This is a genomic window from Cytobacillus solani (genome assembly GCF_006704205.1).
Taxonomy (GTDB): Bacteria; Bacillota; Bacilli; order Bacillales; family Cytobacillaceae; genus Cytobacillus; species Cytobacillus solani.
This window is the reverse complement of record NZ_CP041305.1, coordinates 754,039-779,599: the sequence shown is the minus strand read 5'-3', so window position 1 is coordinate 779,599 and position 25,561 is coordinate 754,039. Positions and strand designations below refer to the sequence as shown.

Sequence of the window (25,561 nt, the reverse complement as noted above, 5' to 3'; positions counted from 1 at the left end):
TATTAATCATGTTAACTTTTAATGAGGGTTAAAGGTAAGCGCTGAATATCGTGGCTATTACAATCGTAGTTATTCCTAAAAGTGCTGAAGATACCCCAATAAAATTTTGCTAATAAGTTCCTTAGTGGATACAGTCCCCTCGTATTGCTAGCAATTAATGATAAAAAGCTATTACTTAGATTAACAAAAACAACAATAAAACCAGTATTCCTTTTAAGGGGTTTAATTTTGTATTCTTCGTCCTATGACAAAATATATTCCATAATAATTTCTGAAGGCTCTTGCTGATCTAGATGTGAATGAAAACGATCTACTTGTGCTTGATAGACTTGAAGAGTATTTTCATCATTCAGCTTTGCAATCAGCTGATCGACTATTTCAGCTTTTTCTATATGGAATACTAGTCCTAAATCTTTTAACTGCATAAGATTAATCTCCTCTTGACCAGGTAAAGCATAAACAACGAAAATAGGGATTCTTTTAAATAGGCTTTCACTTATCGTCACCCCGCCAGGTTTTGTAATGATGGCATCCATTTGATTATACAGCTGGTTCATTTGCTCCCTGCATGCAATATATGTAAAAGGAATTAGATAATCATTATTCAGTTTTTTTAATTTTTTATACAATTTTAAGTTTTTGCCGCACAGCACATAAAATTGTAGCTGCTGTTCATATTTTGTATCGGAAATTGTATTAAATAGACACTCAATTGCCCCTATCCCAAGGTTCCCCCCAGATACTAATATAGAATATTTAGATTTCTTTAAATGCCCTTTATTTCTAATTTGTTTCGAAATTTTAGGATTGATAGGTATACCGGTAATAAAAATCCGTTCCTTTTGAATTCCTTTTTTTATGAGAAACTCCTTCATTGCAATGGAAGATACAAAATGATAATCAATATGCTCGACTCCCCAAAAACTGTGAATAAAATAATCGGTATACACATTAATAACGGGAATCTTAAGTTCATTATTAGTCTTTAATAAGTTCAGCATATAGGCAGGTAAAGAATGGGTGCATATGATTAAATCGGGTTGCTTTTCCTCAATAAGTTTTTTCATAAATGGAAGGAATAGCCATTCGTATATTTGATAGCGCTTATTATCCTCTATTCTTCTATAAACTGAAAATTGATAGATCTTATTATAAATTTGCGGGAAGGCATGAATCCAATTCAAATACACTTTAGAAACAATTGCTTCCATTTTTCCATAGCTATACGTAAGGATGTCTACCTTTTCACAGTGTATAGTTGGATTGATCTGTTGAATTCCCTCAATTAACGCATTAGCAGCATGATGATGGCCAGAAGGTATTTGTAAAAAAGGTAAAAAAAGAATAGATTTCTTCATCATGAACCCCCATTTAACTCTTCATTAGTTATTTTTTCCTTGGCATGAATACCAGCTATTGCTTGTAAAAATGGCTTATTTTTTCGTGTATAATGTTCTAAGGAAGGAGTGATAATATGAAGATCATTCTGTTTACAGCTTTTGTGCTGACTCTTATTTATCTTTTTTTCAAGGCATATAAAAATACGAAAGATATTGTTTTTAATAAAGTAACAATAAACGGACCTGGTCCGGTCTTAAATATATTACAGTTATCCGATCTCCATCTTGAAAATATATCCATTTCTCCCGATGAGCTTTATGATAGGTTAAAAAACGAACAGATCGATTTAATTGCAATTACTGGTGATTTTCTTGATAGAAAACGAACAATCCCGAGGCTCGTCCCATATTTACAGGTTTTAAATAAACTAAAGGTTAAATACGGAATTTATGCGGTACTCGGCAACCATGACTATGTCCTTAAAGACCGGCACCTACAAACATTAATTGATATGCTTGAAGAACATAATTGTAAAGTCCTTAAAAATGAAAATGATTTAATAGTTGTAAATGGGAATCCCGTTAATATTATTGGTATTGATGATTTTAGTACGAATCGTAGCAATCTTAACGCTTCCTATAATGGTATTAATGATGGAACAAACCTTGTATTAACCCATGATCCAAACATTGTCCTTCATATGAAGGATTATCATTTTGATTATTTGCTTGCTGGTCATTTCCATGGTGGACAAATTTGTTATCCTAAAGCCTTTCATCTTGTGAAGATGGGAAAACTTCCAAGAATGAATATTACTAAAGGATTTCATAGTCAGGATGGAAAACCATATTATATAAGCGAGGGGCTTGGTCAAACAGGTGTAAATATACGCGTTGGCAGCCGTCCTGAAATTACTTTACATGAATTTTCCTTAAATATAGCTCAAGAAGAAAGATCCAAAGCTATTTAATGTTTAAAGCTGTTCATAATTGCAGCTTTTTTTTATTTTCTTTGTGTTAGGTGGAAAATTTATCTGATTTTCGAGCAGTAATCAATAATACTTCTTTCAAAAAAACGAACCTGACAAGCCCACTGTGAAGCATATGGGGGAAGTTTGGTTATTCGTCACCGGGAAGCAGTTTTCAGCCAGGTATGACAAAGCCTATTTTTTATATAGGCTTACTAACTTTTTCGTTGACATAAATAAATATTTTGGTTTACGGTGTTTTAGGTCATGTACAATGGAATGCTGATTTGAAAGAATCTCTATTGGCAAAAAAGCGAACCATTTAAACCAAATATATAATCGGTTAGAGGGCTCGATTACTTCAAACCCTAAACGCTCACATCCTTTGTTTAAAAGTGTGATTCCAATAATTCCTTTAATATCCTTTGCATGCTGATTATTTCGGATAAACTGCTCTACTCCTGGTAAAGAAGTAAAAACATAGCGGTAAATAATTTTTGCTTTTTTTACCTCGCTTTTTATCAAGCTTATTTCTTTCAAGAGTCGAATATTGTGGAGATGAATTTTAACTAATATGTCTCCTTTATTAATTTTCGTACCATCTGAAAGAACAATGGGTCTCCCTTTATATTTTGTTAATCTCACTCTTAAAATTTGGGTTTCCCCTGATTTATTATGAAGGTATGTAAGCCTTGTAAAAAAAATATAAAGGGGGTCAATAATACTCCATATGGAAAGAACATAGCCTCTCAACTTTTCCAAGCCTCGCCTTCATTAGTTTGATCTATCATATTTTTTATCTCAACAGAAATATTATTAGTGGAAATTTAATGTAGGGAAGATTTTTTACTATGTCAATCTAAAAAAAATTAATGGTTTTATTCATGAATGTTACTGCCGTTTACTCCAAGAAATACATGAAATTTCTAATAGGAATTAACAAATTCTATTAATGCTCATCGAGCAAACCAATCAGGCAGAGGTGACTATATATGAGAAATAATATTCAAATACTGCCAATTATTGCATCCATTGGAATCGGAGCTGCTGCATATAGTATGATGACCGGCAGGGGAGGCCAACTGCAAAATATGATACCCCAGCTATCAAATATGAGTGGCGGACAAGGTGCAAATAACCAAAATAATCAATCTCCTGCAAATACTCAGTTACAATAAAAACAAATCGAGTAGGCAGAGAAGATTTTAACTCCGATCTCTCGTACCATCGTACCCGCGTTTCGGTATATATCGTGGTTCATTCGAAGTGAAGAATAAAGAGTTAAAGCCCTCTATAACTCCAATTTGAGCTATAGAGGGCTTTAATATTGGTCTCTACGGACTGCACCAATTGCCTTTTTGCAGTGGTGACTCAAGAGAAGAAGCAAACTCCATAAAAATAAAAAAACTAATTTTGGTTATAGTAAAAATATAATTTTTAGATCAAAAAGAGACTTAATATATTTTTTGTAAGTTAGGATATTAAAAATATTTAGAAAATCCAGTTGACATTCAATCTACTGCGTGTTACAGTATACTTGTAGTAAGTTATACTTAATACTAACACCACTGAATAGTGATGCTGCAATATATTTTCAAAAAATATTGTTGACATCCTTACTACTCAGTGTTACGATGTATGTGTAATGAGCGACACTTAATAGCGAAAAGCTATTAAGTAAAATTTCCCTCAGTACTAAGTTATACCGAATATAAGTCAGACGAAATAGAGGAGGTTCCTAACATGGAAAATTTAACTGAAATGCTGAAGGGCTCACTTGAAGGCTGCGTACTGGAAATCATCAGCCGCCATGAAACCTATGGCTACGAGATTACCCGCCTTCTTAACGAGCTTGGGTTTACCGAAGTCGTGGAAGGGACGGTCTACACCATCCTCGTGCGATTAGAAAAGAAAAAGCTGGTGAACATAGAAAAAAAACCATCAGATATGGGGCCGCCCCGTAAGTTTTACTCACTTAATGAGGAGGGTCGACAGGAACTTGAATTGTTTTGGAAAAAATGGGACTTTGTATCTTCAAAAATCAACGTCTTGAAGTCAATCTAGCTTCATAAGATATTCCATCCGATATTTTTGGAGTGACTTGTTCAGCATTATAAAAAAGGAGGAAAATAACATGATGGAAATGTTCAAAAAAATGATTGGTGATAAAAAAGAATACAAGATGATGATGGCACGGGTTGATGCCTTGCCAGAGGACTACCAGTTTGTATTTAAGAAAATTCAAAACTACATGTGGAATTTCACAGCGGGCAACGGGATGGATATGCTGCAGATGCAATATGAATTAATCGAGTTGTTCGAAGCCGGTGCGGCGGATGGCAGACAAGTGCTGGAAATCACTGGGGACGACGTGGCATCCTTTGCCGACGAACTAGTGGCAAACGCTAAAACCTATGTTGCCAAGTATCGTGAAGATTTGAATCAGAGTATCATGAAGCGATTGGGAAAAGATAAATTCAATAAATAATACAGACTGAATAGCTGGTTACAAATGTGAATTGCACATTTGCTATTCAGTTATATTTTCAACCTAGTAATAAGTTGTACGGATTATCAGTCTTACTGAATAGAGGAAGAGTATACAATCTAGCTCCGCAAGGCACTCGACCGGATAATTACTCCGCTTTGTCTGAACGCAAGCAACCCGCTCGCTTATAAGACAAAACTTCGTAAACACGGACTCTGAATAGCTGGTTATAAATGTGAATTGCCACCATTGCTATTCAGTTAAATTTTTACCTTAGTACTAAGTTATACAGATTATCAGTCAGACTAAATAGAAGAGAGTATACAATTTAGCTTCGCAAGCACTTTTTATAAGGAGGAAAAAGGATGAACCATGCAGTGATTTCTGTAAAAGGGTTAAAAAAATCATTTAAAGACAAGGAAGTCTTAAAGGGGGTGGATTTTGAGGTGAGGCGTGGCGAAATTTTCGCATTGCTAGGCTCAAATGGAGCGGGCAAAACGACGACGGTCAACATTCTCTCGACGTTGATGAAGGCTGATGGCGGCGAAGTAGGTATTTGCGGCTTTGACGTCCAGCGTCAACCGGATCATGTTCGCCAGAGCATCAGTCTGACAGGACAGTTCGCAGCTTTAGATGGCATGCTCACAGGAAGGGAAAACCTTTTGATGATCGCCAAGTTGCGGGGAGCTTCCAATCCCGCCGGGGTCGCCGATAATCTGCTTGCAAGATTCAGCCTGCGTGACGCGGCCAACCGCCGGGCGGACACCTATTCCGGCGGGATGAAGCGCCGGCTTGACATCGCCATGAGCCTAATCGGGACGCCAGCAGTCATTTTTCTCGACGAACCGACGACAGGTCTTGACCCCGAAGCGCGGATTGAAGTCTGGAATACCGTCAAGGAGCTTGCCAGCAGCGGCACGACCATCTTGCTGACGACCCAGTACCTGGAGGAAGCCGAACAACTGGCGGACCGTATCGCCATCCTCCATAGCGGAAAAATCATCACGACCGGTACCCTTTCTGAACTCAAAGAGATGTTCCCGCCAGCAAAAGTGGAGTACATCGAGAAGCAGCCGATATTGGAGGAAATTTTCCTTGCGATCATCGGCAAAAAGGAGGAAATGTAAATGAAAAGCAAAACAGGAGTATTACTAGGGCGTTTAATGCGCAACATCATGCGCAGTCCGGATACGATTATCACGGTGGCGATTACACCGATTATGATGATGCTGCTGTTTGTCTACGTATTTGGCGGCGCCATAGAGACAGGAACGGACAACTATGTCAATTATTTATTACCGGGAATCTTGCTGATGGCTATTGCATCAGGCATCGCTTACACTTCACTGCGTCTGTTTAATGATGTAAAGAGCGGTTTGATGGCGCGTTTCATTACCATGCCTATCAAGCGCTCGTCGGTATTGTGGGCTCACGTGATGACTTCGCTTGTTTCCAATGCGCTTACTGTCGTGGTGGTTTTCCTCGTCGCTTTCTTGATGGGCTTCCGTTCCAGCGCTGATATCCTGGATTGGCTCGCCGTAGCTGGGATACTCGGACTGTTTACGATGGCGCTCACATGGCTGGCAGTCATTCCCGGATTGACTGCGAGGTCTATGGAAGGGGCGACAGCCTACTCGTACCCGCTGATTTTCCTGCCGTTTATTAGTTCGGCCTTTGTCCCTACCGAAACCATGCCTAAAATTGTCCGTGCGTTCGCTGAGAACCAGCCCGTGACTTCAATCGTGAATGCGATTCGCGCCCTCTTGTATAAAGGATCAGTTGGCAACGATATCTGGATCGCACTTGCCTGGTGCGTAGGTATCATGGTCATCGCTTACTTCTTTGCCAGTAAAGTATTTAAACGCCAGTTAGGGTGACTATACTATTATGGGATTAGCGGAATCAATAGTCAGCAACTGCGATAAATGCATTTGCTATTCACTTAGAAGGCTGCTTAAATGCCGGGGCAACCATCGACGAAATCATGGAAACCTTCAAATTCATTGAAGTTTATATAGTTATTTTCTTCACATCTTTATAGCTGAATTTGGCAAAAAAATGCTGTTATTTAGAATCGGCCTTGTTCAACTTAAGATCGTAATTATTGAGTAAAGAATAAAGCCCAATTTCTCAATTTTTACACTGAGAAATTGGGTTTTATTTATTGTAACTCCTTATTGATATAAATCCTCATATCCCTGATGCTACCCAAGAAGAAAAAAAGAATACAGCTTCTCAAGCGATGTTTAGCAAACCTCATTTACATTGACTTGTTTTTTCTACCATGGTGTTTCAGTTTTGTGTTCAATAACTTGTAATACTTTCGGTTCTATCGCTTTTATTAATTGTTCATTTGATTGGTTATTTTTAGGAATCTCTCCATTTTGTTCAGCTTGCATTTGTCTTTCAACCTGTGTTTTTGCAATTACATCAATCACTTGTTGTTTAGAGACATTATTAGATGCTGCAATCTCGACAACAGATTTCCCTTTGGCTAATTCTTGTTTTAATTCTGTCGGGTTCATTTTTAGTAAAGAAAAGAGTTTTTCATCGTTTATAAAGGCATCAGCAGTATAATCAGGCTTGCCATTTAATGAGAAGAAACCTTCTACTTGAATGTTTGAAGGTGCAGTCTCACCTCCGATAAGAGAAGCACTAATTGAATTGCCCTGAACAAATACCTGGTAGAACGGTGTTTTTTCTCCCTTTTTGATGTAATTCAACATAAACGTTTTTTGATCCGGGTTCTCCATTTGCTCCATATCAAACTCGTACTCTTCGATGTTGCCATACATTTTATCAATGAGAACATCTACTTTCGCCTTGATCTCCTGATCAGTTAAAGTAATGAGTGGCTTCTCCTTAGGCTCCCAATTCTCTTGATTCACGTGTTCAATCTCACCCGTAATCCCGTTTGTATGAAGGGTAATTTTTTTGCCGGTTCCTCCTTTTTCCTGCAGTATGATGCTTGTTTGGACACCTTGAACGTAGCTTGCATCGATAATCTCAAATGATTTTGTTTCGGGAAATGCGCTATACAGCTTTTTAAGTGTTGCTTCGCCAACCTCATCCACCTTGACTTGTTCAGCAGTCATTGGTGTTCTTGTAAGCATTTCAATCAGGGGAGGGGCCGCAAATCCAGCGGTTGGAATCAAAATTGCAGCAGCAGCTATTCCACCTATTAATCGTTTTTTCATGGTTTTTTCGCTCCTTTTTTGTTGCAAATATTGAGAATAGGATTGTTCTATTCGTTTGGAAATGGCCGTAGGGCACTCCATCGTTTCTGCCTGTTTGTGCAGATGTTCACGGATTTTGCGTTCAATAGTCATTGATCTTTTCCATCCTTTCCGAGGGGAGAATCCATTTATTTTTTCGAAGCGACTGGAGTCCCGCATGATATCTGGACTTGACCGTACCCAGCGGAATATCGAGCAATGTCGCGATTTCTTCAAGAGTGTAGTCGTGAAAAAAGCGGAGGATAATTACCGCTCGTTGTTTATCGGTCAGTTTTTGGATTGCTTGCGATATCAGTTGGTTTGTCCCATCCGTCAACACCATAGGTTGATCCCAATGAGATTCTTCCTGAGAGAAGCCACGGATGCGTTCGAAAATTCGGAATCTCCGCCAGCTCTTGACCCGAAATCTCTGCACTTGACGGATTACCAATCCGTGTAGCCAAAAGTGGAAAGGACGGTTCGTATCATAGTTAGCAAGTGAGGTCCACATTTGCATATAGATCTCATTCATGATATCTTCTCGATCCTGCTGGTGATCCACCATAAAGCAGACTGTCCGGTAGACATCCTGATAGGTGGCATCATATATCGTATGAAACGCCTGTTGATCACCATCTTTCATTTTTGTGAGTAATTGGTACATATATTCACTTTGCATTCAGAGGGCCCTCCTGAGTAAGCGGCTTACACACTATATTGTCTCTCTATCAGAAAATGGTTCGGTTTTTTTCTTATTTTTTTTCAAATGGTTGAGTTCAAGAGGCTATCGGTCCGGAAAACACGACACATCATAGGTAAATTAGAATCGTATTCAAAACTAAAGAAAGAAGCGACTGAATTTTGAGAGATGTGCCGAATTGAAAAAAGGTCTTTTGTATAAGATTATATCTCTATTGAAGAATTGCATCGCCCCATACACTTTCGATATCTTGCTTTTACATTCATTTTCTTACTTTTTCAAAAGGTAATCAGTTATAGTGAAACTGTTAGATATAAGGAAAATAGGTGGATCCAATGGAAAATACAATTAGAGAACAAATCTTTGAACTTATTGATCCAGATTATCAAAAGTTTTCAGCAGCTCTCATCCCTAACATAAATAATGTTTTAGGTGTCCGGCTGCCAGAGCTTCGTAAACTAGCTAAAAAAATTGCAAAGGGGGACTGGCGCACTTACCTTGCAACTGCAGAAGATAAATATTTTGAGGAAATCATGCTGCAAGGCATGGTCATTGGTTATGTTAAGACGGATATTGAAGAAATTCTTTCTTATGTGGCTTCGTTGGTGCCAAAAATTGATAATTGGTCGGTGTGTGATAGCTTTTGTACAGGTCTTAAATTTACAAAGGAAAATAAGGAGCGTGTATGGACGTTTTTACAACCATATTTGTCTTCCAAGAAAGAATATGAGATACGATTTGGAGTGGTCATGCTCCTAGACTTCTATATTGAGACTGAATATATCGACAGGGTGTTAATCCTCCTGAATCGTGCAAAGCATGATGGGGTTTATGCCAAAATGGCGGTAGCTTGGGCTGTCTCTATCTGTTATGTGAAATTTCCTGATACGACAATGGAATATTTGAGAAACAACATGCTCGATGATTTTACGTATAATAAAGCTATACAAAAAATTTCGGAGTCTAATCGTGTGGATCAGGAAACGAAAACTCTCATTCGCAGTATGAAAAGGAAGTAGGAATCGAAGATTGAGTTAATGAAATTAAAGTAGCTTGAAAAATATGTAGGTTCATGAAGTTTTAAGTCTTTGTATCATTTCAAAAACTTTTTCTTCCACGCTGCATATTTTTCAGGTAAACAAACGGCACACGGCCTGAAACCTGCCGAGATCGCCGTTTGTTCATCGGGGAAAAATACACGGTGTTTTATATATCCACCTTTTGCTATGGCTCGAAGTGCTGAGGGACAATCTAATCTTCCGTACAATTTGCTTTGTCGATTACCGCCAAAAACACCTGATGTATCACTCTGATAGGGACGCATATCGGAACCTAACAAGGTGAATGTCGTTTTGCTATTTCTATTAACAGTACTTTCTTCATCATTTTTACACATGCAATCACTTCCTGTTATCTTTACGGTTCGAACCCTGACTGACTAACATATATCTGGTTTTTCGAAAATATACCTAAAAACCTCTTATATACTTTTTTATAGGCTTGTGGTCCATACCATTCTTCTAAGCCAAGTTCCGCGTATTTTTTTTCCATTTCTAGTTTTTTTGTGCGTTTTCCTCCACTGCCATCGCCCATAAAATAGTCATCAATACATATTCGATTGACGAATGGTTTCAATTTATCAGGAAAATATTCTCCACTCGGCAATACGGGGGCTATTGCAACTTGGGTTGGAATTCCTGCATCTGCTAATTTTTGCAATGCCTTAAAGCGTGCCTGAATAGGGGGGGCCTCTGGAGTAAAATGTTTACGAATCGTTTCCGAGTCCGTCTCAAGGGTTATACTTACCCGTACTCTGTCTTTTAAGTGCTGTAGCAAATCGATATCTCGACTGACAAGCGGGCTTCTCGTCTGCACTAATAAGAAGTCTGGTGGGTCATCTACTATCACCTGTAATAACGAACGAGTGACTTTTTCTTTCTGTTCGATGGGTTGATAGGGATCCGTGCTTGACGACATAAATATCGTCACTTTCCCTTTTGCTTTTGCTCTTTGAAGTTCTTTAGCGAGTATAGCCGCTGCTCCGATTTTCACGTCAACCCAATTTCCCCATTCCCCTTCTCGAAAAAGAGATACAGGCATTTGGCGTACATAACAATAGGAACACCCAAAAGAACAGCCCGTATAAGGATTCAGTGAATGAGTATATCCCGAAAGAAAGCCTGTTCCTTTATTTAAAATGGTTTTTGGTTTTTTGTAGAACAATTCGCTTTTCATGGGGAAACCTCGCTTCCAATCATTGTACAAGAATTTTACTTATTGCTAGATGACTCCTGTCTTTCCAAATCTAAAAGCTTTGTCTTCATTTCTAACCCGCCACGATAGCCTGTTAACGCTCCATTTTTTCCTACTACACGATGACAGGGAACAGTGATTAATACTGGATTCGCTCCGATGGCTGCACCGACAGCACGAACTGCTGTTGGCTTGTTAATATAGTTTGCGATGTCAGAATAAGTCTTTTTCTCTCCATATGGGATCTCACGAAGTGCATTCCAAACTGCCAACTGGAAGACTGTTCCATTGTAATCAAAGGGGATGGTAAAGGTTTGGCGTTTTCCTCCGAGATACTGGGTGAGTTCATCCACATAAGGTTTGAGCATTTCACCATCTTCAACAAGAGGACTTCCCGGAAAGCGTTTCATAGCCCATTCAGACAATTCCTCGAATGGTTTGTTCTGTGAACCAACAAACACTAGCCCCTTGGATGTCGAAGCGATATAAAAATTCCAATCTTTATAATTTAGCAAAGAACAATAAAGTGTTGGTTTATTCTCTGATCTCATATTAAATTTCCTCCGTTTTTTTCATTGACCGATGTAATTCACGATATTGTGCTGGTGTATGTCCGGTTTTCTTTCTAAATAGAGTAATAAAATAGGGCGTGTTAGGCATTCCTACACATATGGAGATATCCGCAATCGCTATATTTGTTTGAATCAGGTAATCTTTAGCTGCGTTTATTCTAACTTGTTGTATATACTCAACTGGCGTGATGCCTGTAATCTTTTTAAACGTTCGATGCAAATGATAGGGACTTCCGTGAGCTATATCCGCTAATGTTTCTAGTGTTAGTTTTTCAATGAAAGTTTTATCAATGTATTCAGTGATAAGAGCAACCCACTCACTATCAGGCAACTTCTCATTAGTAGGCTTGCAACGTTTACAAGGGCGGAAATTTGCTTGGAGAGCTTGTTCGGCGTTTTGAAAAATACGCACGTTTTCCTTTTTCGGAACGCGAGATTTGCATGACGGTTTACAGAAGATCCCTGTGGTCTTTACAGCATAGAAAAATTGATTATTATACGAGGCATCATTGTTAATAATTGCTTGCCATTTTTTATCTGTCATCATCCCATTATCATGGTTCTCTTGAAATCCACTATTGGCACTGTCCGTCATTTACCTCACCTCTCCTTACATTATACACTCTGTAAATTCAGTACGTATTAGACAAAGGATAAAATAGCAAGATAGTGAAATTTATTTAGAATCATGAAAAATAATTCCAAGACCGTATCTTTCTCCAGTAGTAACCGTACTTACTCCGTGACGAACTGTATTCTTGTAATATCCTTTTTTGCCTAGAGAAGGTCTATGGTTAGTAGGGAAAATCAGCGCGCCACCTTGTTCCAACGTAATGACATGCGCCCTGCTCTGAGCGCGTGGAATCTGTTCCACTAATAGGGATTCACCGCCCGTATAATCTTTATCTCTTTGATTTAATACAAATACTACTTGAAACGGGAAAAATACGTCTCCATATAAATCTTGGTGCAAGCAATTAAATCCACCTTTTTCATATTTTAGAATTAAAGGTGTTGGTCTTGTTTGCTCGTATTCTTCACAACTTTTTAGAAACTCTTGAAGGTTATCTGGAAATTGTGCAGGTTTCTTCAAGTAACCCAACCATCTATTTGCGGTTTTGGACAGCTCTGGATAAAAAGATTCTCTTAACCTTTGGATTGCTTCAGGTAATGGATATGAAAAATATTTATATTCTCCATTCCCAAATCGATATCTAGTCATATTGATGGTGGTTCTGTATGACCCTTCTTCACTATAGAGTTCTATGAAGTAGTCGCATTCCTCTTTTGTTAAAATTGCTGGAAGTTTTGCAAATCCTTGCTCATCTAATTCGTTTTGAATGGATTCCCAATTTAGGCTTTTTATTCTCGCTTGTATATCCTGAAACATTTTCATTTCTCCTTTAATCATGATACCTAACAATATAACCTCATACATTTGAAAAAATAAGACTATTAGAATGTAATAGCAAGATAACGAAATGAATCAAGATGATTATGTGGTAAAGTAAAACTCCATTAGTATCCTTTTTGCTTCTAATTATTTTTAGTTTAGGAGCTGGAGTAGGGTTATTATTTGGATATGTTGCTTATGAAATTTATAGTAAGAAAGAGGAAGGTTATTCATAAATAGCTATATTCCAGAAAAGGACTTGGATTTGAACATTGTGGTTCATCAGGCACTTCTTGGACAATGATTAAAATGGAGGTGTAAAGATGAAAATCGAATTTTATGAGTCAGGTTCTGTAAATGAAAATAGAGTTAAAATTTGCAGTAATAAGTGCTATTTATGAGGGGAAGTGGGTTTATGTTAGACATAAAGAAAGAAAAACATGGGAAATTGCGGGTGGTCATAGGGAACAGGGGGAAACAATCGAAGAAACAGCAAAAAGAGAGTTATTTGAAGAAACTGGTTGTATGGATGTTGATTTAACTCCAATTTGCGACTATTCAATGGATGATTCTGTTACTAAAACTTTTGGAAGGTTATATTTGGGGAGGATAAAAGAGATTGGTCTATTGCCAGTTTTTGAAATGGATGAAATAAAACTATTTGATGGTCTTCCTAATAATCTTATATATTCAGAAATTCAACCAAAACTCTTTGAAAAGACACTTGCTTTTATTCAAAATTGTGAAGCTATACACTTAAAATAACGGTCTGGATGTTTAACAACCAGGATTAAGGCCATTTTATTAGGTTACAAAAAACCCAATTTCTCAACATTACATTAAGAAATTGGGTTTAAAAATCTTGTGATTTCTGACGCTACCTGTTAAATGGTTCATTGGAAGTACTATAATGGATTGTTAACAGCATCCCATTTCTTAGACGAATCAAAAGGGTACACAGTTAGAAAAACGTATAATATAACCATTCTCTTTCGACCAGACCAATAAACCATTCCAAAAGTTTTCACATGCATCAAGTATCCTTTTAGAGTCATAAAGGTGTCCCGACATCACCAGTTGACAAAGTTTATCAAACCCACACGGCCTATTTGATAATACTAAAGCTTCTGGCAATACTTGAGCTGCTGTCGTAAAATATCGTTGATAGTGTAATCCTAAAATCATGGCACCAGCAGTTGCTATTTTTATAGCCAAAGTAGGCAAAAATGTCTCAGGTCCTTGAACTTTTATATTTCTCAATTTACCAACATATTCGTACATTTCCTCAACTAATGTTTTACAAATCGCTTCTTTAAAAATGGTGTGATCCACAGAACTTGCTTTTTGTCTTAGCTCTTCGAAAAATCCCTTCGGATCATAAATTGGGAGTATAGTGAAGAATTGTCCATGAGTAAGTGGCCAATCTTCTTCTACTGTAGTGGCCTCTTCTACAATACTTTCTTTATTATCAAGGTTTACTTCTGCTTTCCAATCTCCTGAAGTCCATTCATAGCTAAAGCCATCTTCTAAAGAATTTAAAATACATTTAATTTCAATATCTGAAAATGGACCATCTGTTTTTCGAGCTAAAGAACCATAGATGCCAATAGCTTCAACATCTGTACCGTATTTTTCCAACAATTGATTTGCTATTATATAGGCGATATTCATTCTTTCTTCTCTAGTAACTTTTCTTGGACCAATCATACCGTTTCTCCTTTTTTTAATAAAAATAATTAATGAGAAAATATATTAATGGCCAAGGGGGACCACGGGCTTAACGGGGAACTTTATCTGCTGTCATCTAATAACACCTCTTTTAGAAAATTTTATCTCAAAGAGACAAATCGATGCAACTTTCTTTCAATCTGCAATGTTAACAATCGGGCACTTTCCTGTAATAAGGATCAGCGCATATTTTTATTTTAGGGGAAGATTGTTGATAAATCAGTCAGGCGTAAAAATTACCGGCACTACGGATTTTCAATTTAATAAGTGTTACTTTTCTTATTGTACTTTCATAGCAGGTTTGTTTAATTATGCCTATTTTAGTTTATTTAAATCGATGGACATAATATTTCAAAAGTTTCACACAATAAAAAAAGATTTTCTATGATTGAAGTTTGTTTTTAAAGGCCTATTTCTTTTTTTAGCTTAGTTGTCCTTGCAGAAATAAAAGAGTGGAGAATGAAAGGTCGTTCATTCAAGAAATCATATTTATGAAGGTCTTATAAAACGATAATTTTGTTCTGATACAGTATTTGTCTTACTTGTATGCTATGTGGCATACTTTTTTATCTATTAACTATTGAATAGATAGTAGAAATACTGTTATAGTGAAATTGTTTGTCTGACGTCTGACCAATTATATTCTAATTAAGATCTTTGGCTGTTCTTCAAATTTTTGATATAGGAGCATAATGAGCGAAAGGAATGAATTTGTAGTCGTGGATTCGAACGCCCAAAATTAATCATGTTTATTTATGGAGGAACTTATGAGATACTTAATATCTTTTTGTGGATTGCTACTTGTTTTTGCTTTAGCTTTGTTAATTAGTAAAAACAAAAAAGAGATAAAATATAAAAATATAATTATTATGCTAATCATCCAATTTATATTGGCAGCTTTACTGCTAAATACAACGTTTGGTTATATTCTAATTAAAGGAATAACAAATGTATTTGATCATTTATTGTCTTACGCAAATACGGGCATATCATTTGTTTTTGGAGGTTTAGCGAATAAAGGAGAGTCTCCCTTCTTTCTAGGTGTATTATTACCGATCGTCTTTATATCTGTACTGATAGGGATCTTGCAGCATTTTAAAATTCTTCCTTTCTTTATGAAATGGATAGGATTACTTTTAAGTAAAATAAATGGTATGGGAAAATTGGAATCATACAATGCTGTTGCTTCTGCAATGGTAGGTCAATCTGAAGTATTCATTACTGTAAAGAAACAATTAGATAAGATTGCTCCACAGCGTATGTATACATTATGCGCATCAGCAATGTCGACCGTTTCTATGTCAGTTGTTGGAGCATATATGACTATGATTGAACCAAAGTATGTAGTAACGGCAATTGTGTTGAACATGTTTGGTGGATTTATAATTGTTTCAATCATTAATCCGTATAATGTAGAAGAAAACGAAGATATCTTGACGATTGAAGAAGAGCATAAGCAAGCTTTCTTTCAAATGCTTGGAGAATATATCATGGACGGATTTAAAGTAGCCATCATTGTTGGAGCTATGCTTATCGGTTTCGTAGCATTAATGGATTTAATCAATTCATTATTTGAAATATTAATCGGTATATCTTTTCAAGAAATATTGGGTTATATCTTTGCACCAATAGCTTTCCTAATGGGTATACCATGGGCAGATGCTATTTCTGCCGGAGGAATAATGGCAACTAAATTAGTAACGAATGAATTTGTCGCAATGATAAGCCTTGGAGAAATAGCTAAGTCAATGAGTGAACATACACTGGGCATTATTTCTGTATTTCTTGTATCCTTTGCAAACTTTTCATCTATCGGTATTATTTCCGGAGCAGTAAAAGGGTTGAATGAAAAGCAAGGGAATGTAGTTGCTCGTTTTGGCTTAAAGTTGTTGTACGGAGCTACACTTGTTAGTATCTTAACGGCTATAATTGTTGGTTTGGTTATTTAATTAAAACAAAAGAAGCAGTTATTGCTATGTCGTTTGAACTGCACCCCGATCGTTAGACACTATATGGGGGTGCAGTTTTTTTATGACTAAATTGCGTGCTTTTTGCACTTCATGGATGGCTAGCGGCGCAGTGTAGTTGAACTGCCATTTATGCAAGGGGTTATTATTGCTATTCAACTAATTGGGTACAGTTCTGCAGCAAGAATAGCTGCAGTAGCAGCTATGACCTCTTTATTATTTTTTTATTGCAAATGCAACAAAAAAAAGGATAGAATAAACATATTCCACTTTTTGTTGCATTTGCAATATAAGTACGAACTGAGGGAGCTAATGATGAAGGAAATTCTTCGTGAAATCGGAATGATAGCAAGGGCTTTAGATTCTATTAGTAATATAGAATTTAAAGAATATGACCTTACAAAAGGGCAGTATTTGTACCTTGTGCGAATATGTGAAAACCCAGGAATCATACAAGAAAAGTTAGCAGAGATGATAAAAGTAGATCGAACAACAGCATCTCGCGCTATAAAAAAACTTGAAATGAATGGCTTTATTGAAAAAAAAGATGATAAAAATAACAAAAAAATAAAAAAACTCTTTCCAACAGAGAAAGGGAATAATGTTTATCCTTTTATCAAAAGAGAAAATGATTATTCCAATAATATTGCATTAGAGGGATTTTCCGAAAGAGAAGCAGAAACCATTTTCAATCTTCTTCAGAGAGTAAGAGAAAATATAGAAAAAGACTGGGAATTTGTAAAGAAGGGAAACAAGAGAAATTATTGATTATTTAAAGGAGCGACATACAAAAATGACTATAAATATTAAAAAGTGTGCCCTAGAAGATTCACGCCAACTTCAAGAAATTAGTTATGAAACATTTAATGAAACTTTTAAGCATCAGAATTCACCTGAAAATATGAATGCCTATTTGGAAAAGGCATTTAACTTAAAACAATTAGAAAAAGAATTAGCCAATATTTCTTCGCAATTCTTATTTGTTTATTTTAATAATGAAGTCGCTGGATATTTAAAGGTTAATACCGATGATGCTCAATCGGAAGAAATGGATGAAGAATCGCTTGAAATCGAGAGGATTTATATTAAGAATAAATTTCAAAAACATGGGCTTGGTAAATATCTGCTAAATCATGCTATGGAAATTGCGATGGAACGTAATAAAAAGAAAATCTGGCTAGGTGTATGGGAAAAAAATGAAAATGCGATTGCTTTTTATAAGAAAATGGGATTTGTTCAAACAGGAGCCCACTCATTTTTTATGGGTGATGAAGAGCAAATAGACTATATAATGACCAAAACACTCATATAGCTTTTTGGAAAGGTGGATTATAATGTATATTCCAAAATATTTCAAGATCACAAATGCTGAAGAAATTTGGGATTTTGTTCAAAAAAACTCTTTTGGTACAATTATCACAACAGATCAAGGGAAACCAACAGCCACGCATTTGCCTTTAGGGTTAAATAAAAAGGATGATGATTACTATATTACTGGGCATATGGCTTATGGAAATCCTCAGTGGAGAACATTTGAAACCTGTGAAGATGTGCTTGTTATGTTTCAGGGCCCGCATGCTTATGTCTCTTCTTCCTGGTATTCCCATGAAAATGTTCCGACTTGGAATTATCAGGCTATCCATATGTATGGAAAAGGAAGTATTTTAGAGAAAGATGAGTTAATAGAAGACTTAAAGAGAATGTTGGGAAAATATGAACAAAATCGTGGAAATCCAGTTTTGTGGGATAATCTTTCTCCTAAACTATTAGAAACTCAGCTAAAAGGGATTGTTGGTTTTAAGATTAAAGTGGAAGAAATTCAGGCAGCTTATAAATTAAGTCAAAATCGAAGTGAGACAGATTATAGTAACATTATTGATAAATTACAAAATGAAGGAAATCCAAATTCGAAACAAATGGCAGAATTGATGGAAAAGAGATTAAAAAATCACAAATAAATTGCCGCTGATAAATTATCCGATTCAACTAATTTAGGCGTTTTTGCTTATGGTTTATGATTATGAAGGATTGTACGTAAACAAATGGGTAGCATTAGATAAACTGAAAATAACAGTTTTTTTAGGTTCGATGATAATAAATATTGGGGGGATTTATATGTCATTTGAACAATGCGAGAGTATGACCTCATTCATGGCAGGATTTAATAAAACATGGTTCTTTGCTGGTGGATGGGCAATTGACCTTTTTATTGGTAAAGAAACAAGGGAACATAATGATATAGAGCTCGCTTTATTCCGAAAAGACCAACTAAATCTTAAAGATTATCTTAAAGAATGGGAGTTTAAAAAGGTAAGTAAAGGTAAATTCCAGACTTGGGAAAATGAGTTTTTAGAGTTACCCATTCACGAAATACACGCTTGGAATAAGTTAAATGGCGATAAAATAGAAGTACTTCTAAATGAAACAAAAGATAATGATTGGAAATTCAGAAGAGATTTAAGGATTTCATCCCCACTTGATTCAGTATGGAGTTATTCTGAAACAGGTATTCCTTATCTGAATCCAGAAATTGTCCTTTTATATAAGGCGAAAAATACAAGAGAAAAAGATAATCAAGACTTTATGACTGTAAAGGATTATCTCGATAATGAGAAAAAACAATGGCTTCGGTATGCATTAGAATTGCATGAACCAGAACATAAGTGGCTTCAATTTTTGTTTTAAATATATATTCAACTAACAAGTTAACAGAATTTGTTAAAGTTTGACCAAATACGATCTTCCATTGTCCATCCTTTTTTATTACTTAAAGTGAGTTTGCAGATTTAATTAGAAAACATACATTAATCACCTATTAAAAATACTCAACTTATATTTCATTATAGGGCCATATACTGGATTAAGATAAAATTATCATAACAAAGAAGCCGCATTCTTTTTAGAAAATGCGGCTTCAGACTGTTTTCATCTATATAATTTTACTTTATATAGAATTTTGTACCTCATACCTGCTTTTTACATAACCAATAAATCTATTGAGATTTATGGTAAATTCTTTGTCATTTTTACGGCTACAAATATAAACAGGTCGTCTTACTTCAATTTCTTTAACAATCACTCTGCCTATTTCCCCTCGTTCCAAATATCCTCTAACTGCTAGTGCCGGGGCTAGCATAGTACCATATCCAGCAACGACAGAACGAATTGATTCATTTAGGCCATGATATTGCAATCCAATTCTGGGGATAGGGACACTATAAACTTTGCATAATGAAAATAGGATTTCCCTTGTAGAACTTCCGTCTTCTCTTAATAAAAAAGGCTCCGTCATCAATTCTCTTAATGAAACTTCTTGTCCATCATATTTATGACCATGTGGAACAATAAACCAAAAATCGATATCCATTAAGTGATCAAGATGAATATCAGGATTATTCCACTCTTCTTTCACTACGAAAGCAATATCAGACTTATAGTGAAGTAAGTTTTCTAATACTTGATTGGAATTGCCACTATAAAGGTTCACATTAACAGATGGGAAATCCATTTTGAATTTTGCTAGCCATACAGGTAATAAAAAATTAGCTGGCAAATATGTGGAGGCTATTCGCAGTTCTTGTAATTCACCATTTTTTAGCTGAAAAAGCTTATTTTCAATATCCTTTTCCATATCAAATAAGTTTTGAGCACGTTCAACCAAAAACTCTCCTTCTTTTGTAAGCTTAATCCCTCTTCCCACTGTTTCTATTAGTTTTAGTCCCGTTTCCTTTTCCAAATTTCTAATTTGAACGGATACTGCCGGTTGGCTGATTGAAAGGGCATCAGCTGCTTTTGTAACACTTTTTAATTCAGCTACTTTTATAAGGAGGCGCAACGCATGAAGATTCATATTCGAAATCCTTTCATAAATTTTATTTATGAATTGGTTAAAAATATATATTAGATTTATTAATAATCATTATATATCCTTTTATTATCAATGACGATTAAAAAGGAGAACATGATGAAAAAACAAATAATTATATTACTTTTACTTATCTTAGCTCTGTATTTAGTGAGTGCTTCATCCTTAAACTATCACTTAATTATCCTATTCTTTATCGGAATCATTTCTTCTTTTATTGGAACTTTAGCAGGTGGTGGTGGACTGATTACACTTCCTGCGATGATGTTAACTGGTATTCCTATTCAGACTAGTATTGCGACAAATAAATTTTCCTCAGGTATTGCTGCATTTTCAAGTGTATTCTATCTTATCCAACTGAAGCAACTAAGTATTAAAACAATTATTCAAAACTTATTTGTAGCATTTTTAGGAGGAGTTGGAGGGGCTCTAATTACGACACATCTCTCTGAAAAAAACATGAATATGATTGCAATTATTCTTCTGTTTTTTGCCTTAGTTGTTACGTTAAAAAATAAGGGATGGATTGAGACGGCTCAAGGTGCTCATCATGAATCAACTAAAAGAATATGGACATATTTCGTTATCTTTTCTATAGCAGCTTATGATGGAGGATTCGGTCCCGGCTCCTCCACATTTAGTATTTTGTATTACATGAAAAAAGAACAGACTTATTTAAAAGCTGTTCAACTAACAAGGGTTTTAATTTTTGGAAGTTGTGCAGGAGCATTTATCATTTTTTATCAAACTGGATTCATTCAATGGTCATATGCTTTAGCAATGGCTATAGGTTCCATTATTGGCTCGCAATTAGGCATACTTGTTTTACCTAAAGTTTCATTGAAAATAGCAAAGTCATTATTAATTACAATTATGTTCTTTTTGATTGTACAGATGGCTTATAAAATATTATAACTTTAAATTTATATAGAAGGGTTAATCTTTAACTTTATTATTATTTTGGCGTTCTTCAAATTAACTAAAAGGCTATGTTAAACAATGGGAGTTAATTCATCTGTTAATAACTCTACAAAATATAATCTTCAACTAAAGGGCGCTTATCTGTAGTAAGGTAAGCATATTTTGTTACGAAAAAAATTGAGTTGAATGTCTGATTTTGAAATAATTGGTTTCACTCAACAGTTGGGATATTGCATTAATCATTTTAGTTTTTAGGAAACTAAAATGAGGTGAAAATTATGAAAAAATTCGTAGTGGTGCTTTTGGTAGGAATGTTTTTAGTAATCTTTAATACAATTGTAAATGCAAAAACAATAAATGAAGCTGATACAAATTTAAGTGAAACGTTAAAATATGCACTTATAAACAGCCTAAGAGAACCAGTTGATAAAGCAATCGTTGAAATTTATAAGGAAGACAAAAATGCACCAGAAGGTCTTACTTGGGCATCATATGACACAGAAATCCTAAAGATAAAGCAGTTATATGGGATTGGCGGATTATATGAATTAACGCTAAAAGTACATCCTTATTATCGTGCTCATATCAGTTATGGGGAAGATGAGGTTGTAATAAATACAATGGGTAAACTAATAAGTTATAAGCATTTGAAAACGTATCCTTGATCTTCAGCAGGGGACTTACTTGAAGGTACCTTTGATTCCTGAACATGAAAGTGAGAGTTTTTGCTAAAACTATCTGGTAGGATTGTCTAAGAATGGCTAACATTAGTACTTAACCAAAGTGTATACTGTTTCAGAGTAGCCGCTTTTATTATCGAGTTAATTTAATTTTTTTCCTTGACTTGAAATGCATTTCATAAATTAGAGTGAAAGTAAGCTATTTTCAACTAAAGGAGGAAAAATGATGAACAGAAGAATTCCCCTTCAACAAGATGAAAATGTCCTATCTGCCCTTACAGGGCTATTTGAAATCTTTGATGGAATTCAAAACGTCTACTTTGGAGAGTTGTTTTTAACCAATAAAAGATTATATATAGTAAGCAAAAATCTAATAAATGTGGAAGAATCTTTGTGGTTTGAAGGAGAAATGAGAGATATTGGACATTCTGCACTCATTGTAGGAGAACATCAGATTACGGTAAGATGGATCTGCAGAGGAAACCTCCTTACCTTTAGGAAGATGTTTCAGCAATTGAATGTGAATGTGTAGGTTTTCTTGACTTATGGTATATGTAGGAGCTGTGTTATGACAAATATTAACGATATTGCTAGATTAGCAGGCGTTTCTGTCTCTACTGTTTCTAGAGTCCTTAACAATTATAAGTATGTTGCCAGCATTAAAAGAGAATCTGTCTTAAAAGTTATTGAAGAAATGAACTATACACCAAACAAAAATGCGATTGATTTAATTCGAGGAGAAACAAGAACAATAGGCGTGATTATCCCATACAACAACAACCCCTCATTTGATCAACTATTAAATGGAATTCTAACGAAGGCTTTAGAAGATGATTTTTTGATAACGGTACTTCCTTCAAAATATAGCAAAGAAAAGGAAATGGAGTACTTGGAAAAATTGAAAAGCAAGCTATTTGATGGCATCATTATCACTTCAAGAGCGAATGATTGGGAAACAATCATCCCGTATAGCAATTATGGTTCAATCATATCTTGTGAATATACGGAGCATACGGAAATTGGCTGTTCCTATATAGACCGGTATTCTTCTTTTCTAAATGCCTTTCAATTATTAAAAAACAAAGGGCATCGTGCAGCAGCTTTCACAACAGCTAGACTAGAAAGCAATAGCACGAAGCAAATGCTTGATGCTTATAATCAGATTTTCGGAGAACTTCCACCAGGCTATCATATTTCAGATTGTCAATGCTTAGAAGACGGTTATGAAGCAGCAAAGCAGTTTTTGCAGCTGCCAGAAAGACCAACAGCCATATATGCGAATGGAGATGAAGTGGCTGGCGGTATGTATTTATATGCTAAGTCGCAACAAATGAAGGTTCCTGCTGATTTAGCTATTATCGGTCAAGAAAATCAGCCAGTGGGTATCGGTTTGGGACTAACGACAGTGGATCACCAGCTAACGAAAGTGGGTGAACAAGCTTGTAGCCTAGTGATAAAGAAATCTAGAAAAAAAGTGAAAATCCCCTATCGCATTGTGGAGAGAGATTCTGTATGAAACGCGGAAGAAAAAGTGGGTCTGGTAAAGTCTCTTCATCTACTATTGAAAATCCTCATAAGAAAATAAAGCGATTAGAAGCTGAGAACGAACTGTTAAAAAAGCTTTTAAAGATGTGAAAGGGGGAATTGATTTAGAACCTAGTAATTTATTTCAAATCATTGATGATTTATCTAATCATTCTATACAGCTGCTCTGCCATCTAGCTAAGGTATCAAGAAGTGGATACTACAATTGGGTAAAGCGTAAAGCATTTCCTTCGGAAAGGCAGATAGAGGATGAGAAGCTAAAGCAGAAAATAATAGAATGCCATCAGAAATATAAGGGCATCTATGGCTATAGAAGAATACAAACTTGTCTGCCATCAAAGACCTATATAATAACGAAGTTGTTGCATATCAAATTAGTAGAAGCAATGATTATAAACTAGTCTTTGATACTCTTAAAAAAGCCATAAAAGGAAGAAATGTAAAGGGAATCCTTCTCCATAGTGATCAAGGATACCAATACACGTCCCATAACTATAATCAGCTACTCACAAGAAATAAAATGAAAGCTAGTATGTCTAGAAAGGGTAACTGTTGGGATAACGCTAGTATGGAAAGTTTCTTTAGTCATTTAAAAACAGAATGTTTTAACCTGAATTCTTTTAAAACTTCACAAGAGGTTAGAAGGGCTATTAAAGACTACATTCTCTTTTATAACCACGAAAGGTTTCAAAACAAGCTAAACAACCTGACTCCTATCGAATACAGAAGTCAGGCTTTTTAACTGCGCTTATTTTTGTGTCTACTTGACAGGGGTCAGATCACAACAAGAATTACGCTCTTCTTTATGTAATGGAATAAACTAAAAGGACAGTTTGATATGGTTTCTTTATCACACAACCATACAGTTGCTAATATTCAAGGAGGTAAAACATGGATTACATTTCACCGAAAGAAGCGGTGTTAAAAGTAAAAAGATGGCCTAAAGATTCCATAGCGGCGGGTCGTCGTCATACCGTTGGTCTTAAATCTGACGGTACGGTGACAGCGATGGGTGATAATAAATATGGCCAATGTGATGTAAGCGGCTGGCGCGATATTGTGGCGGTCGCAGCTGGTAATGTTCATTTGGCGACGAACACGGGTAATGCTCATACCATCGGTCTTAAGTCAGACAGTACTGTGGTGGCTGTGGGTTGGAATAAACATAACCAATGCGATGTAAACGACTGGCGCGATATTGTAGCGGTTGCGGCTGGTTGGCGTCGTACCATTGGGCTTAAATCGGATGGCACGGTGGTAGCAGTGGGCCGAAATAATGAAGGTGAATGCAATGTAAGCGGCTGGCATGATATTGTGGCGGTCGCGGCGGGTGACTGGCATACCATCGGTCTTAAATTGGACGGCACAGTGATGGCTGTGGGTAATAATCGGTATCGCCAATGCAATGTAAGCGGCTGGCATGATATTGAAGCGGTCGCGGCGGGTTATCTTCATACAATCGGTCTTAAATCGGACGGTACGGTGACGGCTGCGGGTGATAATAAATATGGCCAACGTGATGTAAGCGGCTGGCAAGGTATTGTGACGGTCGCGGTTGGTAGTAATCATACCGTTGGCCTAAAATCAGACGGTACTGTGGTGGCAGTGGGTTGGAATGAGTATGGCCAATGTAATGTAAGTGATTGGCGAGGTATTGTGGCGATAGCGGCGGGTTGTGCCCATACCGTCGGTCTTAAATTGGACGGCAGGGTGGTTGCTGTGGGTGATAATGAATATGGCCAATGCGAAGTAAGCGGCTGGCGCGGCATCCAACTGCCCGGCAATTAGTTTTTAATAACAACTAGCCAGAAAATCACTGAACGAGTTAATGAACATTGATTCAGAAATAAGGCTATTTCATTAAAGGGTGCGATTTTGTAGTAAGAATTACGCAAACATAAGATTTGAAAGCTAAAACGGAGCTGT

32 protein-coding genes are annotated in these 25,561 nt (G+C 36.2%); 21 read left to right on the top strand and 11 right to left on the bottom strand.

The annotated features are described in order from the left end of the window. Positions 1-242: 242 nt before the first annotated feature. Complete coding sequence (locus tag FI644_RS04010) at positions 243-1,358, bottom strand: MGDG synthase family glycosyltransferase (RefSeq protein WP_342668462.1); 1,116 nt, start codon at positions 1,356-1,358, stop codon at positions 243-245. Positions 1,359-1,474: 116 nt separating this feature from the next. Here FI644_RS04010 and FI644_RS04005 point away from each other — a divergent pair, with 116 nt between their 5' ends. Next, complete coding sequence (locus tag FI644_RS04005; RefSeq protein WP_053474641.1) at positions 1,475-2,311, top strand: metallophosphoesterase; 837 nt, start codon at positions 1,475-1,477, stop codon at positions 2,309-2,311. A gap of 192 nt (positions 2,312-2,503) precedes the next feature. Here the strand turns inward: FI644_RS04005 and FI644_RS04000 are convergent, their stop codons facing one another. Next, complete coding sequence (locus FI644_RS04000) at positions 2,504-3,061, bottom strand: YkoP family protein (protein WP_053477440.1); 558 nt, start codon at positions 3,059-3,061, stop codon at positions 2,504-2,506. 239 nt (positions 3,062-3,300) lie between these two features. On the opposite strand from FI644_RS04000, the gene FI644_RS03995 reads away from it, so the two are divergent. The 5 genes from FI644_RS03995 to FI644_RS03975 all read left to right on the top strand — a co-directional run bounded on the left by FI644_RS03995 (position 3,301) and on the right by FI644_RS03975 (position 6,673). Then, positions 3,301-3,486: a hypothetical protein gene (locus tag FI644_RS03995; RefSeq protein ID WP_053474642.1), complete on the top strand. Its 186-nt coding sequence runs from the start codon at positions 3,301-3,303 to the stop codon at positions 3,484-3,486. 565 nt (positions 3,487-4,051) lie between these two features. Beyond that, positions 4,052-4,372: a PadR family transcriptional regulator gene (locus FI644_RS03990; protein WP_053474643.1), complete on the top strand. Its 321-nt coding sequence runs from the start codon at positions 4,052-4,054 to the stop codon at positions 4,370-4,372. Positions 4,373-4,442: 70 nt separating this feature from the next. Then, complete coding sequence (locus FI644_RS03985) at positions 4,443-4,796, top strand: DUF1048 domain-containing protein (RefSeq protein WP_053474644.1); 354 nt, start codon at positions 4,443-4,445, stop codon at positions 4,794-4,796. Between the two features lie 365 nt (positions 4,797-5,161). Further along, the gene (locus FI644_RS03980) at positions 5,162-5,923 is read left to right on the top strand and encodes an ABC transporter ATP-binding protein (RefSeq protein ID WP_142108065.1); all 762 of its coding nucleotides are present in this window, start codon (positions 5,162-5,164) and stop codon (positions 5,921-5,923) included. After that, positions 5,924-6,673, top strand: coding sequence for an ABC transporter permease (locus FI644_RS03975; protein WP_053474646.1), 750 nt, complete (start codon positions 5,924-5,926; stop codon positions 6,671-6,673). A gap of 402 nt (positions 6,674-7,075) precedes the next feature. Here the strand turns inward: FI644_RS03975 and FI644_RS03970 are convergent, their stop codons facing one another. After that, complete coding sequence (locus tag FI644_RS03970; protein ID WP_181758174.1) at positions 7,076-8,125, bottom strand: hypothetical protein; 1,050 nt, start codon at positions 8,123-8,125, stop codon at positions 7,076-7,078. Further along, positions 8,115-8,690 carry a sigma-70 family RNA polymerase sigma factor gene (locus tag FI644_RS03965; RefSeq protein WP_053474647.1) on the bottom strand — a complete coding sequence of 192 codons (576 nt, stop codon included), beginning with the start codon at positions 8,688-8,690 and terminating at the stop codon, positions 8,115-8,117. The genes FI644_RS03970 and FI644_RS03965 overlap by 11 nt, the downstream gene beginning before the upstream one ends. 356 nt (positions 8,691-9,046) lie before the next feature. On the opposite strand from FI644_RS03965, the gene FI644_RS03960 reads away from it, so the two are divergent. Then, positions 9,047-9,730 carry a DNA alkylation repair protein gene (locus tag FI644_RS03960; RefSeq protein ID WP_053474648.1) on the top strand — a complete coding sequence of 228 codons (684 nt, stop codon included), beginning with the start codon at positions 9,047-9,049 and terminating at the stop codon, positions 9,728-9,730. 74 nt (positions 9,731-9,804) lie between these two features. Here the strand turns inward: FI644_RS03960 and FI644_RS03955 are convergent, their stop codons facing one another. The 5 genes from FI644_RS03955 to FI644_RS03935 all read right to left on the bottom strand — a co-directional run bounded on the left by FI644_RS03955 (position 9,805) and on the right by FI644_RS03935 (position 12,926). Further along, entirely contained in the window at positions 9,805-10,107 is a 303-nt protein-coding gene (locus FI644_RS03955) for an Ada metal-binding domain-containing protein (RefSeq protein WP_053474649.1), read from the bottom strand. Between the two features lie 20 nt (positions 10,108-10,127). Further along, positions 10,128-10,946 (bottom strand): SPL family radical SAM protein, encoded by an 819-nt coding sequence (locus FI644_RS03950; RefSeq protein ID WP_142108064.1) that lies wholly within the window; start codon positions 10,944-10,946, stop codon positions 10,128-10,130. A 35-nt stretch (positions 10,947-10,981) separates the two neighbouring features. Beyond that, entirely contained in the window at positions 10,982-11,515 is a 534-nt protein-coding gene (locus tag FI644_RS03945) for a methylated-DNA--[protein]-cysteine S-methyltransferase (RefSeq protein WP_053474651.1), read from the bottom strand. A gap of 1 nt (position 11,516) precedes the next feature. Beyond that, on the bottom strand, positions 11,517-12,131 hold the full coding sequence (locus FI644_RS03940; RefSeq protein WP_053474652.1) for a bifunctional transcriptional activator/DNA repair enzyme AdaA: 615 nt from the start codon (positions 12,129-12,131) through the stop codon (positions 11,517-11,519). 81 nt (positions 12,132-12,212) lie between these two features. Next, a complete protein-coding gene (locus tag FI644_RS03935) occupies positions 12,213-12,926 on the bottom strand; it encodes a 2OG-Fe(II) oxygenase (RefSeq protein WP_053474653.1) in 714 nt (237 codons plus the stop codon). Between the two features lie 360 nt (positions 12,927-13,286). On the opposite strand from FI644_RS03935, the gene FI644_RS03930 reads away from it, so the two are divergent. Next, a complete protein-coding gene (locus FI644_RS03930; protein WP_142108063.1) occupies positions 13,287-13,694 on the top strand; it encodes an NUDIX hydrolase in 408 nt (135 codons plus the stop codon). A gap of 180 nt (positions 13,695-13,874) precedes the next feature. On the opposite strand, the gene FI644_RS03925 is transcribed toward FI644_RS03930, so the two are convergent. Beyond that, positions 13,875-14,636 carry an ANT(4')-I family aminoglycoside nucleotidyltransferase gene (locus tag FI644_RS03925; protein ID WP_053474655.1) on the bottom strand — a complete coding sequence of 254 codons (762 nt, stop codon included), beginning with the start codon at positions 14,634-14,636 and terminating at the stop codon, positions 13,875-13,877. Positions 14,637-15,424: 788 nt separating this feature from the next. Between FI644_RS03925 and FI644_RS03920 the strand changes: the two genes are divergently transcribed. The 5 genes from FI644_RS03920 (at position 15,425) to FI644_RS03900 (ending at position 19,309) form a co-directional block, all read left to right on the top strand. Next, positions 15,425-16,606: a NupC/NupG family nucleoside CNT transporter gene (locus tag FI644_RS03920; protein ID WP_142108062.1), complete on the top strand. Its 1,182-nt coding sequence runs from the start codon at positions 15,425-15,427 to the stop codon at positions 16,604-16,606. Between the two features lie 333 nt (positions 16,607-16,939). Further along, on the top strand, positions 16,940-17,392 hold the full coding sequence (locus FI644_RS03915; protein ID WP_053477442.1) for a MarR family winged helix-turn-helix transcriptional regulator: 453 nt from the start codon (positions 16,940-16,942) through the stop codon (positions 17,390-17,392). 25 nt (positions 17,393-17,417) lie between these two features. Continuing rightward, entirely contained in the window at positions 17,418-17,936 is a 519-nt protein-coding gene (gene paiA / locus FI644_RS03910) for a spermidine/spermine N(1)-acetyltransferase (RefSeq protein WP_053474657.1), read from the top strand. A 22-nt stretch (positions 17,937-17,958) separates the two neighbouring features. Further along, entirely contained in the window at positions 17,959-18,582 is a 624-nt protein-coding gene (locus FI644_RS03905) for an FMN-binding negative transcriptional regulator (RefSeq protein ID WP_053474658.1), read from the top strand. A 157-nt stretch (positions 18,583-18,739) separates the two neighbouring features. Further along, entirely contained in the window at positions 18,740-19,309 is a 570-nt protein-coding gene (locus FI644_RS03900) for a nucleotidyltransferase domain-containing protein (RefSeq protein ID WP_053477443.1), read from the top strand. 259 nt (positions 19,310-19,568) lie between these two features. On the opposite strand, the gene FI644_RS03895 is transcribed toward FI644_RS03900, so the two are convergent. Next, complete coding sequence (locus FI644_RS03895; protein WP_053474659.1) at positions 19,569-20,474, bottom strand: LysR substrate-binding domain-containing protein; 906 nt, start codon at positions 20,472-20,474, stop codon at positions 19,569-19,571. Positions 20,475-20,588: 114 nt separating this feature from the next. On the opposite strand from FI644_RS03895, the gene FI644_RS03890 reads away from it, so the two are divergent. The 8 genes from FI644_RS03890 (at position 20,589) to FI644_RS03865 (ending at position 25,423) form a co-directional block, all read left to right on the top strand. Continuing rightward, positions 20,589-21,404, top strand: a complete 816-nt coding sequence (locus FI644_RS03890; protein ID WP_075209092.1) for a sulfite exporter TauE/SafE family protein — start codon at positions 20,589-20,591, stop codon at positions 21,402-21,404. 284 nt (positions 21,405-21,688) lie between these two features. After that, positions 21,689-22,075: a DUF3888 domain-containing protein gene (locus tag FI644_RS03885; RefSeq protein ID WP_053474660.1), complete on the top strand. Its 387-nt coding sequence runs from the start codon at positions 21,689-21,691 to the stop codon at positions 22,073-22,075. A gap of 238 nt (positions 22,076-22,313) precedes the next feature. Next, the gene (locus FI644_RS03880; RefSeq protein WP_246067010.1) at positions 22,314-22,622 is read left to right on the top strand and encodes a hypothetical protein; all 309 of its coding nucleotides are present in this window, start codon (positions 22,314-22,316) and stop codon (positions 22,620-22,622) included. A 36-nt stretch (positions 22,623-22,658) separates the two neighbouring features. Further along, entirely contained in the window at positions 22,659-23,606 is a 948-nt protein-coding gene (locus tag FI644_RS03875) for a LacI family DNA-binding transcriptional regulator (protein ID WP_142108061.1), read from the top strand. Continuing rightward, positions 23,603-23,725, top strand: coding sequence for a hypothetical protein (locus tag FI644_RS27095; RefSeq protein WP_256376281.1), 123 nt, complete (start codon positions 23,603-23,605; stop codon positions 23,723-23,725). Before FI644_RS03875 ends, FI644_RS27095 begins: the two co-directional genes overlap by 4 nt. Then, positions 23,722-24,036, top strand: a complete 315-nt coding sequence (locus FI644_RS27310; RefSeq protein WP_369692267.1) for an IS3 family transposase — start codon at positions 23,722-23,724, stop codon at positions 24,034-24,036. Before FI644_RS27095 ends, FI644_RS27310 begins: the two co-directional genes overlap by 4 nt. Continuing rightward, on the top strand, positions 23,961-24,377 hold the full coding sequence (locus tag FI644_RS27305) for an IS3 family transposase (protein WP_142108060.1): 417 nt from the start codon (positions 23,961-23,963) through the stop codon (positions 24,375-24,377). The genes FI644_RS27310 and FI644_RS27305 overlap by 76 nt, the downstream gene beginning before the upstream one ends. A 149-nt stretch (positions 24,378-24,526) precedes the next feature. Further along, positions 24,527-25,423 (top strand): RCC1 domain-containing protein, encoded by an 897-nt coding sequence (locus FI644_RS03865; RefSeq protein WP_142108059.1) that lies wholly within the window; start codon positions 24,527-24,529, stop codon positions 25,421-25,423. Positions 25,424-25,561 lie beyond the last annotated feature (138 nt).